This window comes from Acidimicrobiia bacterium (genome assembly GCA_040878325.1).
In the GTDB taxonomy this organism is placed as follows: Bacteria; Actinomycetota; Acidimicrobiia; order Spongiisociales; family UBA11373; genus JAUYIV01.
In genome coordinates this window covers 130,940-143,331 of sequence record JBBDMM010000018.1, presented here as the reverse complement: position 1 = coordinate 143,331, position 12,392 = coordinate 130,940, and the positions used below count along the sequence as shown (strand labels likewise).

Genomic DNA, 12,392 nt, shown 5'->3' with positions numbered 1-12,392 from the left:
ACACGCGCCGGGCGATGCTGGTCGGGGTGACCCGGGCCGGGTTCAGGACCCCAGGTCGTAGGTGAGGATCTCGAGCATGTGCCCGTTGGGGTCCTCGAAGTACACGGACGCGGTCGCCCCGTGTACCCCGGAGGATCGGCCCGGTCCCTTCATGTTGCTCGCCTTGCTCGGCCCATTGCCGAATGTGATGCCGGCAGCCCGGATCCGCTCGAAGGTGGCATCGAAGGTGTCGCGATCCATGCCGAAGGCCAGGTGGCGGGACGAGTCGACGGGGCCCTCGTAGAGATCGATCGCCAGGTCAGCAGTGACGAGCATGACCTCGAAGGGACCATTCGTTCCCCCGTGGGCCAACCCAACGACATCTCGATAGAACGCGAGCGACTCGGCCAGGTCGTCGACCTCGAGGATGGTGTGATCGAGGCGAATAGCCACGGCGTGAGACTACGCGGCGACCGGCGCGCCGCGTACACCCGTTTCTGGGCGCTTGGGGTCAGGCTCAGTCCACCATCTCACGGCCAGCGCAGGTCCTCCGGGATGCTCTCCGCGTATCGCCACGACTCCCACAGGTCGGCGGCGACCTCACGGGCATCACGAGCCACGCCGTGGCGAGCCGCCCAAGTGCAGATTCGGGCGATATCCCGGCGGAAGAGCTCATCGGCCTCCGGGTTCTGTGATGGGTCCACCGCCTGGGGGAGGTCGATCACGACGGCTCGACCCTCCCACACCAGGACGTTGTAGGGGGACAGGTCGGCGTGGACGATGCCGAGGCGCAGCATCGATCGCGCGGCAGCGAGCACCTGATCGAGCAGGAGTTCGGCCGCGCCCGGGTCCACCGGCCGATACGCCCGCAGGAGCGGGGCGGGTCCGTCCTCGTCGCCCACATAGGCCATGAGGATGGCGTCGTCGCTTCTGGCGATCGGTCTCGGAACGGAAACGCCCGCGGCGTGGAGGCGACTCATGGCCTGCCACTCGCGGTCCACCCAGGTGCCGGCCTGGACCTTCCTGCCGAAACGGGTCTTCGTGTCCATGGCGCGACGGGCGCGGGCGTCAGGAATCCACTCCCCGGCGCGGTATACGGCGTCGTGGCGGAAGTCCCGATTGTCCGACGGAACATAGACCTTGAGGGCGGCGAGGTCGGCGCCGGCGAGATCGGCGTTGGCGCGGCACAACAACACGTTTGCTTCCTTGCCGCTCTTGATGGGTCGGATAACCGAGCTGATGTACAGCTCGTCGATGAAATACTCAGACGGGTCGTCGGACAAGAGGTCTCCTTTGGATGGGCGTGAGCCGCATCCCGAGGAGATCGAAAGTGAGTGTCAGACGAACAAGTCGGGAAGCGGCGAAGGAGCGATGAATAGGAGCGTGCTCATTTTGGCCTCCCTTCCCCGGGCGACGGCAGGCCCGGATCGAGAGCGAACCCTAGCCGACGACAGTCCAGGCCCGACGGACTAGTAATCAGACCTCCAGCGCGCCGGCAAGTGGACGAGGGACGTCCCCGAGTTCGAGCTCGAGAGCCAGAAGCCGGGCGTAGCGGAGTTTGCGGCGGGCGCCGGCTCCCAGGAATCGACGCAGCTGCGCCACCAAATCACCGTCACGCCACGCCGGCTGCTTCTGGAGAATCCGGAACGACCCGAGATCTGCTTCCCGCTCCAGGATCGCCCCGACCCTCGACGGTGTCACCGCTCGGATCAGTTCGTGCTCCAGGTCCTCGACACACACGAACATGTCGATGCGCTCCCCAACTGGACTCGTGGCGCCCCCGACCCCTGCAGTCGCAGTGGTCGCAGCCCGAACGATGGCCTCCTCGGCTTCATCGACGAGGCACCTCAGCCCGATTTGATGATCGCCAAGCAGTTCGAGGTGCCGCCCGAAAGCGTGTGCGCCCCCAACGGGTAGGACGACGATGCCCTCTTGCACCAGGTCGCGCCCCTGGCGCTGGGCGACGGCATCGAGAGCCATCAGATCGCTGATCCCCTCGACGAGGATGACCATGCGAGCGCTCTCGGAGCGAGCGAGTGCGGCGTCCCGCTCACGGCTCGTCGCCCCAGGTCCGCTGGCGTACCCAGCGAGGACATGGTCGGAACGAGAACGCCGCTCAGTGCGATCCATTCGAGGAGTATGTCACCGCACAGGCGACTCGATAGCGCTCCATCGGCTCCGGCAATCGCAGTCAACCCGCCCATGTCGATCCTGGTGACGTGGCGGGCGAAGACCACCACTTGTTCCTGGCCATCGAGGGCGAACACGATTCGATTTGGCGATTGCCGACAGGCGACGGACGGGCGGGGCCCGCCCTCACCCCGCGACCGCGAACACCTCCCAGCGATCGGGTACGCCCTTCAACTCCTGGAGGCCGCGCGACTCGAACTCCAGACCCGAACCTGCGACCAGATCCTTCACCGTTCGTGACACCAGCACCTCCCCCGGACCCGCCAATGCGCCCACCCGGGCCCCGATATTGACCGCGAGTCCGGTGACATCGGCGCCCACCATTTCGACCTCGCCGGTATGGAGCCCGGCTCGAACCTCGAGCCCGAGGGACTTCATTTCGGCTGCGATGGCGCGGGCACACTGGATCGCGCGCACCGGCCCGTCGAAGGTGGCGAAGAATCCGTCACCCCAGGTGCCTACCTCTCTGCCCCGCCAACGCGCCAGGCTGGAGCGCACCAACTTGTGGTGCCGCTCCAACAAATCGCCCCACGCCCGGTCCCCCATGGTCGCGGCGCGCTCGGTGGAGCCGACCAGATCGGTGAACAGCACCGTGGCCAGCACCCGATCGGCCGCCAGCCCGGGACGATGCCCGGTGACGAACTCCTCGATCTCCTGGAGGATCACGTCACTGTCACCGGCCCAGAACATGTGGTCGGCCCCCTCGAGTTCCACGAATCGTGCCCCCGGGATCCGCGAGGCGATCCAACGGCCCTCCTCCACGTTCACGTCGGGATCGTGGGTCCGGTACAACAGCAACGCCGGCACGCGCAGTGCGGGCAACACCTGGGTGACATCGATCTGCGAGTTCATTCGCAACAGCGCCGCCGCAGCCCGTGGGCTGGCGGAGAGGCGGGTGTAGCGCATCATCCACTGACGAAACGCTGGGTCGTTTGCGCGGCTCGGGGCGTTGTAGTCGGTCGGGTCGACGGTGCCCCAGGTGGCCTCGGTTTGCTCGATCTCGACGAGGCGTTCTTCCCAAGTCGGCGCCCACGGGTACTCCGGACTGCGAATCCGCGCCGCGTACGAACCGGTGAGGATCAGCCCGTCCACCCGGTCCGGGTAGGTGGCGGCGAACAACACGCACATGCTGCCCCCTTCGGAGTGGCCGAACAGCGTCGCCCGCTCCGACCCAACGGCGTCCATCACCGCACGCAGGTCGTCCATCCGGGTCTCCAGGGTGGGGAGATGCTCCACCGGCACCGGGTCCGACAGTCCCGTCCCCCGCTTGTCGAAAGCGATCAGCCGGGCAAACCCGGCCAGGTGCTCCAGGAATCGAGCCAGCCCGGGGTCCTCCCACATCACTTCGATGTTCGATACCCAGCCGGGGACGTAGACCAGGTCGCGCGATCCGTCGCCGACGACCTGATAGGCGATGTTGACATCACCGCTGCGGGCGTAGCGGGTGGTGGGCATGGGATGGAAGGGTAGGGGGAAGGTGGCTCGGGGATTCGGGTGGCCCGATTGGGGCGCGGAGGTCGCCGCAAACCCTTCGGACCACCGACACGAGCGACTCCTGCGGGATCGGGGGTGCTCTCGTACCATGACCCGCATGGCTTCAGGCGATTTCGCCCACCCGATCAATCTCAACCTCAACGTCCGGGGACTCGGACACTCGGCCACCCTCGCCATCAACGAGCGGAGCAAGCGGCTGCAATCGGAGGGCCGGCATGTCTACCGGCTCGGTCTCGGCCAGTCTCCCTTCCCGATCCCCCAACCCGTGGTCGACGAACTCCGCGCCAACGCCCACCAGAAGGACTACCTCGACGTTGCCGGCCTTCCCGCCCTCCGGGATGCGGTGTCGAACTACTACGAGCGCCGGTACGGCATCGGGTGCACTGCCGACGATGTGCTCATCGGGCCGGGATCCAAGGAACTCATGTTCCTCGCCCAGTTGGTGTACTACGGCGACCTGGTGATCCCGACGCCGAGCTGGGTGTCCTACGCCCCGCAGGCGCACATCATCGGACGCAAGGTTCGTTGGGTGCCGACCACCGCCGAACACGGCTGGCCGCTGCAGCCGGCTGAACTCGACGCCGTTTGCCGGGAAGACCCCTCTCGACCGCGGCTGGTGCTGCTCAACTATCCGTCGAATCCCACCGGCCAGACATACGACATCGAAGCCCTCCAGGAACTCGCGGCCGTGGCACGCCGGTACCGGGTGATCCTTCTTTCCGACGAGATCTACGGCGAACTCGATCATCAGGGGCGACATGTCTCGATCGCCAGCTTCTACCCCGAGGGCACCATCATCAGTGGCGGTCTCAGCAAGTGGTGTGGCGCCGGGGGTTGGCGCCTCGGAACCTTCACGTTCCCGCGGGCGCTCGGCTGGCTGCGCGAAGCGATGGCGGCCGTCGCCAGCGAGACCTACACGTCGACGAGCGCGCCGATCCAGTTCGCAGCCGTCCGCGCCTTCCAAGGGGGAAGTGAACTCACCCGCTATCTGGTCAATGCGCGGCGCATCCTGCGGGCGCTCGGTGCCGCCTTCGCCGAGAGGCTCCGCTCGGCCGGCGTGTTCGTCCCCGGTCCGCAGGGGGCGTTCTACCTCTTCCCGGACTTCTCACCGCTTCGAGCGCCGCTTGCCGAACGGGGCGTGCGGACCTCCACCGATCTCTGCGAACAACTGCTCGTCGACACCGGCGTCGCCCTCCTGCCGGGAGCAGCGTTCGGGCGCAGCGCCGAAGAACTGACCGCCAGGGTCTCCTACGTCGACTTCGACGGCACCCGAGCCCTGGCCGCCGCCGAAGCGATCCCCCTCGACCAGGAGCTCGACGCGGCCTTCCTCAAGCAGTACTGCACCAACACGATCCAAGCAGCGGACGTCATGGCGGAATGGATCGCGGCCTGAGAGGCAAGTCGCGAGCCAGGGTGCGGGGGGTGTCGGAGAGCCGACTCGAACCTCCACGCCCACGCCTACTCACTCACCTCCACCCACTCCGCTCCTGCCGCGCGGACCAACTCCTCCAACTTGATCGGGAACACCGTCGTCGGCGTGCCGCCTGCCGCCCACACCAAATCGTGGCGTCGCAAGGCCTCATCAGCGAACACCCTGACCGGGCCGGGGTATCCGAACGGCGGCGTGCCTCCGGGGGCGAATCCGGTGGCCTCCCTGGCCTCCTCCAGCGTGGCTCGGCGTACCGAATCGACACCAACCACCGCCGCGAGTTTCCCCACGTCGATCCTGGTGTCGCCGCTGGCGAAGACCACCACTTGCTCTCGGTCGTCGAGGGTGAAGACGATCGATTTGGCGATCGCCGACAGGTCGCAGCCGATGGCGGCGGCGGCGTCGGCGGAGGTCTTGGTGCCTTCGGGGAACACGTGGATGTCGATCTCCACGCCCAGTGCCCGGCCGCCTTCGATCACCCGTTGCGATGCCTCCGGAATCGTCATGCACCCTCCAATTCGGGTCGGGCCGGGCCTGTGCCCGGAATCCCCCGTTTGCTCATCCATACGATCGCCATCAGCGAACCGATGAGGTGCCAGCCGAGGTCCCAGGCCGTGTTAGCCGCATCCCCCACGTTCGACCCCTCCACCAACGCCGCAAAGATGTTCTCGACTGTCTCGTTGACCACGCCGATCCCCTGGGCGAACAGGAACGCCCACCACAGGGGACGATCCGTATCACGCGCCGCGTACGCCAGCACCGCGGTGGCAACGCCGATGCCGAAGCCGTGGACCACATGGTCCCATTTCAGGTATCCGTCGAGCAGCCACCAGTTGTAGAGGATGTCGCGTCGGCCGCTGGGGTCGGGGGCCAGTCCCCCGGCGAGATGCATCGCCGCCCATATCGACAGCAGCCACAGCAGCACCGTGGGGATCGGCCCCCACTTGTGATCGATCCACACCACGACGGCGATAGAAGCCGCCAGTAGGGGCAGGTAGATCCACAGGAAGGTCTGGCCTCGGGCCACCCCGACGATGGTGAACACCACCACATGAGCGGCGGTGAACCAGGCCACCGCCGGAACCCGCCGCACCAGGGCGACGAGCGGCCTCACCCACCCCATCCCAGGAAGTCGAGCAGATCGTCACCGGCGGCGGCGGCCACCCGGCGGGCCTCGGCCTCGGCCGCGGGGACCTCGTCGATCGAAGCGGCCGACCCCCGGATGTCGGCATACACCTTCAGTTTGGGTTCGGTGCCGCTGGGGCGGACCAGCACCCGGCTGCCGCCCTCGAGTGAAAAATCGACCAGCGGGGTCGCGGGGAGCCAGAAGGGGCGGTCGGCGGCTCCCTGCCGGTAGTCGGTGAACCCGGTGACGGCCAGCCCTCCCAGCGTCGTCGGCTGCGACCCGGCGAGGCGGTCCATGGCGGCGGCGATCTCCTCGACCCCGTCGGCGCCGGCGCGGACCACGCTGCGGGGGACGCTCACCCACAGCCCGTCTCGCACATAGAGGTCGGCGAGGTGATCGAACACGGCCCTCCCCCGCGCCTTCTCGACGGCCACCAGGTCGGCGAACCACAACGCCGCCGAGAAGCCGTCCTTGTCGTGTACCACCGGGCCCACGGTGTATCCCAGCGCCTCCTCGAAGCCGAAGACGAACCGCAGGCCCTGCTCCTCGAGCGCCAGGGCGGCGTTGCAGATCCACTTGAACCCGGTGAGGGTCACCTCGTGGCGGGCGCCGTGGTGGGCGGCCACTGCGCCCAGCATCGGCGACGAGACCACGCTGCTCACCACCAGACGGCCATCGCCGGCAGTCCGTTCGAGGATGAAGTCGCCGAGGAGAATGCCGATCTGATTGCCGCTCAACTGGGTCCAGCCGCCGTCGTGAGGAAGGCTCACCCCCAGCCGGTCGCCGTCGGGGTCGTTGGCCAGCACCGCATCGGCCCCCACCCGGGTGCCCAGCGCCTCGGCCAGGTCGAGGGCGCCCGGCTCCTCTGGGTTGGGGAAGGCGACCGTGGGGAAGCGCCCGTCGGGCGCCCACTGCTCCTCGACCACATGGACGTCGCCGTGGCCGCCGGCGGCGAGGATGCGGATCGCCAATGGGCCGCCCACCCCGTGGAGGGCGGTATATGCGAGGCGGATCGGGGCGCCCGCGGGGGGATCGCCCCGGAAGGCAAAGACCTCCTCGACGTAACGCTCCTCCGCCTCCAGCCCGATGGGGAGGGCGAACTCGTGCCCGTCCTCGAAGACCCCCCCGATCCGGGGCACCGCGGCTGCGGGGCCGACCGCGTCGATGGCGGCGGCGATGTCGGTGTCGACCGGGGGGATGATCTGGGCGCCGTTGGCGTCGTACGCCTTGTACCCGTTGTCGGCGGGCGGGTTGTGGCTGGCGGTGACCACCACCGCCATCTCCGCCCCCTCCATCAGCGCGGCGTACGCCACCAGCGGTGTCGGGGTCACCGCCGGGAACCAGCGGGTGGGGATGCCGGCGGCGGCGAACACCCCCACGGCGTCTTCGGCGAACTGCTCGCTGTCGGTGCGCCCGTCGAACCCGACGACCACCGGCCCGGCACCGCGGCCACGGGCAATCAGATAGTCGGCGATCCCCCGGGTGACCCGGATCACCGTGGCCCGGTTCATCCGATTCGACCCGGCCCCCACCTGGCCACGGATGCCGGCGGTGCCGAAGCGGAGGACGGCTCCCATGCGGTCTTCGAGCGCCTCCGGGTCGTCGAGGAGCGCCTCCAACTCAGCCCGGGTGATCGGATCGGGATCACCGGCGATCCAGGTCCGGGCGGCGGCGACGAGGTCGGCGGTCATCGGCGGACCATACCCACGCCGGATTCGGTCGCTAGATGGGTGACCAGCACATCGTGTTCCTCTCGGGGAAGCCGATCGACCACCACCGCATCGGAGGCGACGCCGACGAGCGCGCAGTCGGGCGGCAGCCGGGGAAGCAGCCGGTCGTAATGGCCCCCTCCCCTGCCCAACCGCACCCCGGCCCGGTCGAATGCCAGCCCGGGGAGCAGCACCACATCGATGTCGGCCGGATCGATCTCCGGCGATCCATCGATCGGCTGGGAGAACCCGAGACGATGAACCTCACGCACCGAGTCGTACGGATGAACCGTCAGCCCCCCATCGTCCGGGGTGCGGGTGACGAAGGTCGCGAACGACGCGACCAGGGGAAGCAGGTCGACCTCGTCGGGCAGCGGGTCGTAGAGCAGCACCCGGCTGTCGGGGGGAATCCACTCATGAAGGGCGGCGACCACCGCTTCGGATACGGATGGCCAGTCGATGTCGCCCCGCACCCGACGGACCCACTGCCGCCACTCCGCCTTCCCCGCCGTTGTGCCGGGGGTATCGGTTTCGCCGGGAGTCACTTGGTGGCTGGCGTGCTGGCGGGCGAGTCCGCTGGCCCTCTCACGAGAAGAGCAGCGGGGCGAGCTTCTGCAGCTCGTCCTGGTTGGAGGCGGGGACGATGTAGCCGGTCTCGTCGCGGATCTCGTCGAAGTGCTCGGCGATGTCCTCGAGAGTGAGGGCACCTTCCTTCTCGGGATGCTTGAACCAGCCCGGGGTGAGCCCGACGAACATCCGGCTCACCACCCCACCTGCCGCCGAGAAGACCTCGGCGGTCACCGGGCACGCCTCCGAGCAGAGGAAGGCGACCACCGGCGAAACCTGCGACGGGTCGAGTTTCTCGGCGATAGGCCCGAGGATGTCCTCGGTCATCCGGGTGGCGGCAACGGGGGCCACCGCGTTCACCTTGATGTCGTACTTGGCGCCCTCGATGGCCAGCACGTTCATCAGCCCGACCAGCCCCATCTTGGCGGCGCCGTAGTTGGCCTGGCCGAAGTTGCCCAGCAGCCCCGAGTTGGAGGAGGTCACCACGATCCGCCCATAGGACTGCTCGCGCATGTGCCGAAAGGCGGGCCTGGTGACGAAGAAGGCACCCTTGAGGTGCACGTCGAGGACCGCCTCGAGGTTGGGCCACTCGAGATTGTGGAACGCCTTGTCGCGCAGGATCCCGGCGTTGTTGACCACGATGTCGATCCGCCCGAACTCGTCGATCGCCCTCTGCACCATGGCTTCGGCCTGCTCGGGGTCGGAGACGCTCCCGTAGTCGGCGACGGCGGCTCCACCCGCCTCCTTGATCTCGGCGACCACCTCATCAGCAGGACGAGCCTCCGATGCGGTGCCGTCGGTAGCCACCCCGGGGTCGTTGACCACCACGGCGGCGCCGCGGGAAGCGAGCAAGCGGGCATGACTGGCCCCAAGGCCCCTACCCGCCCCGGTGACCAGCGCGACCCGATCCTGAAAGTCGATCATGCGTTCAATCCTCTTGCCGCCCGTCGAGAAGGCAAGGGTAGGCGGGAGTGGTCGGAGCTTGGCTATCCGGCTGCGGACGAGCCCGCTACGCCTAGGGACTTCCGACAACCGCCAATGTGACGTTGGTGGGAACGGCCCCCGTCGGACTGACGGCACTCGTCGGTCAGGAGCAGGGCACCGAGACGATGGTGCCGCCGCTGGCGGCGACGATTGCGTCCAAGAGCGCCTGGTCCTGGGCGTTGTTGACGACGGGCGGTTGCGCGGTCCACGACACGACGTCTACGTACATCCAGGCGCTGACGCGTGAGCAGAGAGTCGAGCGGGCGAAGGCCTCCATCCCGTCTGCGTCGATCCCCTCGGGCCATAGGGCAAGGGAAATCGAACCGCTGGTCGTCCCGCAGGTCGCGGTCGGTTCGTCGCCGACTAGCGACCCCGAGGACTGGAGGAGTGGCTCACACACGAGTCCTCCGGCGGCGAGGACTTCGGCGATCTCCTCGAACGAAACAGCCTCGATGAGGGCGGACGTGGTCGTCGACCCGCCATCTCCGCTTCCTCCTCCACACGCGGCAACCAGAACGAGACTGAAGGCAATGAGGCTGCGGACGAGTGTGGTTGAGTGCATGGCGGCGAGTGTATGAGTGCCTAGGTCGTCGTCAAGGTGTGGGATCGTCACAAGATGGCAGTGGGCGACTGCGCGCCACAGCCGCGTCATGGCCCGATCCAGAACGGAACCTGCACGGCGGGGAACTCCCAGCCGGTGCCGAGGGGCTCTTGGTGGCGTTGATCAGCAGTTGGCGACTGCTTCGAGGGCCATGCAGATCCGCCGGTGCCCATCGGGGCCGAGCTTGCCGAGGCGTGTGGTGAGCACCGATTTGGGCACGGCGGCGAGGTTGTCGAAGGTGGCCACGCTGTCGTGGTCGATGCCTTCGTCCGGTCCGACCGGAATACAGGTGGGGATGGCGCGGATCGTGCTGGTGATGGGAGCCACGATGATGTTGCTCAGGACCGCGATGACCTCGTCGCGGGTGACTACGAGCACCGGTCTGCGCTTCTGGTTGGGGGTCTCCATCAACCAGAGTTCGGTCTGGGCTACCACGGCTCCGCCTCCGTCATTGCGATGGCGCTGGCCATGGCGAGGGCGTCGTCCTCGGCGCTCTGGGGCTGTTCGCGATACGACTGCGCTATGGCTTCACCGATCTGAGTTCGGCGAACGGCATCGGCGAGGTGATGGATGCCGCGGCGGATCACCGCCGATCGGCTGTCTCCGATGCCTCTGGTCACGAGTTCGTCGATGAGTGCGAGTTCCTCGTCGGTGAATCGAGTTGGGATTGGGGTTGTCATACCGATGAGTATACGCAACGTATACCAACATGAGAAGGTCGTTCGCCGTTCCATCACCCTTACGGCTCCACGATCACTGACCACCGATGCCTGGTGGTGTGATCCGGGAATGGGACCTGAGCAACGGCCAACTCTCGACAGGGTTTCCGAGGGCTTGAGCTGCTCCTAGACATGGCCCCGCCGGGGGGACCGGTGATGGGGCCTGGCGCGGTGTATTCCACGCAAATAGGGACCTTCGCCCATATCCCCTGCAGGGCTGGCCTGACACGATCGGGTCATGACTTCAGCCGATGTTGAATCGATAACCATCGAATCGGCGGCCGACGGCTTCTCGGCGTTGGGCGACCCGATCCGGCTGCGGGTGCTGGCGGCGCTGGTCGACGGGCACCAGTGCGTCTGCGACTTGCTGGAGGCGATCGAGGTCGCCCCCAACCTGTTGTCCTATCACCTACGGGTGCTGCGGGAAGCGGGGCTCATCGTCGGAGAGCGACGAGGGCGGTGGGTCGACTACTGCCTCGCCCCCGAGACGCTCGACCGCCTGCGGTCGGCAATCCCGTCGGAGCGCGGCTCATGAGCGGTACTGCCATCGAAGACCGACTGCCGGCGCGCCGGTCGACGGGCAGGTCGCCATGGCTCGGGCTGGCCGTCGCCACGGTCATCTGGGTTGCCGCGTACGCCGGCAATCGCCCACTGTGGGACTGGGCGGTCCACGACCTCGCCGGCTTGGAAGCAGGCTCCCACCTCGCGGGGTCGGTCCACTTCTTCCTGTACGACTCGGTGAAGATCGCCCTGCTCCTCAGCGGGATCATTTTCGCCGTCGCCGTCTTGCGGACCTTCATCTCCGTCGAGCGCACCCGGCAACTCCTCGGTGGTCGCCACCAAATCGCCGGGTACGCGCTGGCCGCGGTCCTCGGCGTCGCCACCCCCTTCTGCTCGTGCTCGGCAGTCCCGGTGTTCATCGGGTTCGTGGCGGCCGGGGTGCCCCTCGGGATCACCATGACCTTCTTGATCGCCAGCCCCCTCGTCAACGAGGTGGCGGTGGTGCTGATCGGCGGCACCTTCGGATGGCAAGTGGCTGCCCTCTACATCACTGCCGGCCTCGCCATCGCCCTCGCCGCCGGTGTCACCATCGGGCGGCTCGGTCTGGAACGGTGGGTCGAAGGGTTCGTATACGAGGCGCGGGTCGGCGGGGCGGGTGCGGCGGGTCAGCATCTCTCGTGGCAGGCACGGTTCGCCATCGGCCGCCGGGAGATGGCGGCGATCTTCCGTCGCGTCTGGCCATACCTCCTCGCCGGTATCGGCATCGGCGCGGTGATCCACGGGTGGGCCCCGGAGGACTTCTTCGCTCGATACGCCGGACCCGACAATCCCCTCGCCCTCCCGGTGGCGGTGTTGGTCGGGATCCCCCTCTATTCGAACGCCGCCGGCACCATTCCCCTGGTCGAGGCGCTCCATGCCAAGGGGGTGGCCCTGGGCACCTCGCTCGCCTTCATGATGTCGGTGGTTGCCCTCTCGCTCCCCGAGATGGTGCTGCTGCGAAGGGTCCTCAAGCCGCGGCTGCTGGCGATCTTCGTCGGAGTCGTCGCAGTGGGCATCCTCGCCGTTGGTTACCTGTTCAACGCCGTGCTGTAGA

The 12,392-nt window shown here is 67.7% G+C and carries 15 protein-coding genes; 3 read left to right on the top strand and 12 right to left on the bottom strand.

The window, feature by feature from the left end; genetic code table 11:
• Window positions 1-42 precede the first annotated feature (42 nt).
• The 4 genes from WD184_10980 to WD184_10965 all read right to left on the bottom strand — a co-directional run bounded on the left by WD184_10980 (window position 43) and on the right by WD184_10965 (window position 3,624).
• Window positions 43-432 carry a VOC family protein gene (locus WD184_10980; GenBank protein ID MEX0827261.1) on the bottom strand — a complete coding sequence of 130 codons (390 nt, stop codon included), beginning with the start codon at window positions 430-432 and terminating at the stop codon, window positions 43-45.
• Between the two features lie 77 nt (window positions 433-509).
• Window positions 510-1,262, bottom strand: coding sequence for an RIO1 family regulatory kinase/ATPase (locus WD184_10975; protein MEX0827260.1), 753 nt, complete (start codon window positions 1,260-1,262; stop codon window positions 510-512).
• 193 nt (window positions 1,263-1,455) lie between these two features.
• Complete coding sequence (locus WD184_10970) at window positions 1,456-2,109, bottom strand: ATP-dependent endonuclease (protein ID MEX0827259.1); 654 nt, start codon at window positions 2,107-2,109, stop codon at window positions 1,456-1,458.
• A gap of 186 nt (window positions 2,110-2,295) precedes the next feature.
• Window positions 2,296-3,624: an adenylate/guanylate cyclase domain-containing protein gene (locus tag WD184_10965; protein MEX0827258.1), complete on the bottom strand. Its 1,329-nt coding sequence runs from the start codon at window positions 3,622-3,624 to the stop codon at window positions 2,296-2,298.
• A gap of 136 nt (window positions 3,625-3,760) precedes the next feature.
• On the opposite strand from WD184_10965, the gene WD184_10960 reads away from it, so the two are divergent.
• Window positions 3,761-5,056: an aminotransferase class I/II-fold pyridoxal phosphate-dependent enzyme gene (locus WD184_10960; protein MEX0827257.1), complete on the top strand. Its 1,296-nt coding sequence runs from the start codon at window positions 3,761-3,763 to the stop codon at window positions 5,054-5,056.
• 65 nt (window positions 5,057-5,121) lie between these two features.
• On the opposite strand, the gene WD184_10955 is transcribed toward WD184_10960, so the two are convergent.
• The 8 genes from WD184_10955 to WD184_10920 all read right to left on the bottom strand — a co-directional run bounded on the left by WD184_10955 (window position 5,122) and on the right by WD184_10920 (window position 10,759).
• Window positions 5,122-5,598, bottom strand: a complete 477-nt coding sequence (locus WD184_10955; GenBank protein ID MEX0827256.1) for a YbaK/EbsC family protein — start codon at window positions 5,596-5,598, stop codon at window positions 5,122-5,124.
• Window positions 5,595-6,206: a hypothetical protein gene (locus WD184_10950; protein MEX0827255.1), complete on the bottom strand. Its 612-nt coding sequence runs from the start codon at window positions 6,204-6,206 to the stop codon at window positions 5,595-5,597. Before WD184_10950 ends, WD184_10955 begins: the two co-directional genes overlap by 4 nt.
• Complete coding sequence (locus WD184_10945; GenBank protein MEX0827254.1) at window positions 6,203-7,909, bottom strand: phospho-sugar mutase; 1,707 nt, start codon at window positions 7,907-7,909, stop codon at window positions 6,203-6,205. Before WD184_10945 ends, WD184_10950 begins: the two co-directional genes overlap by 4 nt.
• Window positions 7,906-8,472 carry a 5-formyltetrahydrofolate cyclo-ligase gene (locus tag WD184_10940; GenBank protein ID MEX0827253.1) on the bottom strand — a complete coding sequence of 189 codons (567 nt, stop codon included), beginning with the start codon at window positions 8,470-8,472 and terminating at the stop codon, window positions 7,906-7,908. Before WD184_10940 ends, WD184_10945 begins: the two co-directional genes overlap by 4 nt.
• Window positions 8,473-8,512: 40 nt before the next feature.
• The gene (locus WD184_10935; GenBank protein ID MEX0827252.1) at window positions 8,513-9,418 is read right to left on the bottom strand and encodes an SDR family NAD(P)-dependent oxidoreductase; all 906 of its coding nucleotides are present in this window, start codon (window positions 9,416-9,418) and stop codon (window positions 8,513-8,515) included.
• A gap of 163 nt (window positions 9,419-9,581) precedes the next feature.
• The gene (locus WD184_10930; protein ID MEX0827251.1) at window positions 9,582-10,040 is read right to left on the bottom strand and encodes a hypothetical protein; all 459 of its coding nucleotides are present in this window, start codon (window positions 10,038-10,040) and stop codon (window positions 9,582-9,584) included.
• A gap of 162 nt (window positions 10,041-10,202) precedes the next feature.
• Window positions 10,203-10,514, bottom strand: coding sequence for a type II toxin-antitoxin system PemK/MazF family toxin (locus WD184_10925; protein ID MEX0827250.1), 312 nt, complete (start codon window positions 10,512-10,514; stop codon window positions 10,203-10,205).
• Complete coding sequence (locus WD184_10920; protein MEX0827249.1) at window positions 10,508-10,759, bottom strand: hypothetical protein; 252 nt, start codon at window positions 10,757-10,759, stop codon at window positions 10,508-10,510. Before WD184_10920 ends, WD184_10925 begins: the two co-directional genes overlap by 7 nt.
• A 277-nt stretch (window positions 10,760-11,036) precedes the next feature.
• Between WD184_10920 and WD184_10915 the strand changes: the two genes are divergently transcribed.
• The gene (locus tag WD184_10915; protein MEX0827248.1) at window positions 11,037-11,333 is read left to right on the top strand and encodes a metalloregulator ArsR/SmtB family transcription factor; all 297 of its coding nucleotides are present in this window, start codon (window positions 11,037-11,039) and stop codon (window positions 11,331-11,333) included.
• Entirely contained in the window at window positions 11,330-12,391 is a 1,062-nt protein-coding gene (locus WD184_10910) for a permease (protein MEX0827247.1), read from the top strand. The genes WD184_10915 and WD184_10910 overlap by 4 nt, the downstream gene beginning before the upstream one ends.
• Window position 12,392 lies beyond the last annotated feature (1 nt).

Coding starts and splice junctions, on each gene's coding strand:
- WD184_10970 (MEX0827259.1), bottom strand. CDS start 2,109: ATGGATCGCACTGAGCGGCGTTCTCGTTCCGACCATGTCCTCGCTGGG.
- WD184_10965 (MEX0827258.1), bottom strand. CDS start 3,624: ATGCCCACCACCCGCTACGCCCGCAGCGGTGATGTCAACATCGCCTAT.
- WD184_10960 (MEX0827257.1), top strand. CDS start 3,761: ATGGCTTCAGGCGATTTCGCCCACCCGATCAATCTCAACCTCAACGTC.
- WD184_10955 (MEX0827256.1), bottom strand. CDS start 5,598: ATGACGATTCCGGAGGCATCGCAACGGGTGATCGAAGGCGGCCGGGCA.
- WD184_10945 (MEX0827254.1), bottom strand. CDS start 7,909: ATGACCGCCGACCTCGTCGCCGCCGCCCGGACCTGGATCGCCGGTGAT.
- WD184_10935 (MEX0827252.1), bottom strand. CDS start 9,418: ATGATCGACTTTCAGGATCGGGTCGCGCTGGTCACCGGGGCGGGTAGG.
- WD184_10930 (MEX0827251.1), bottom strand. CDS start 10,040: ATGCACTCAACCACACTCGTCCGCAGCCTCATTGCCTTCAGTCTCGTT.
- WD184_10920 (MEX0827249.1), bottom strand. CDS start 10,759: ATGACAACCCCAATCCCAACTCGATTCACCGACGAGGAACTCGCACTC.
- WD184_10915 (MEX0827248.1), top strand. CDS start 11,037: ATGACTTCAGCCGATGTTGAATCGATAACCATCGAATCGGCGGCCGAC.
- WD184_10910 (MEX0827247.1), top strand. CDS start 11,330: ATGAGCGGTACTGCCATCGAAGACCGACTGCCGGCGCGCCGGTCGACG.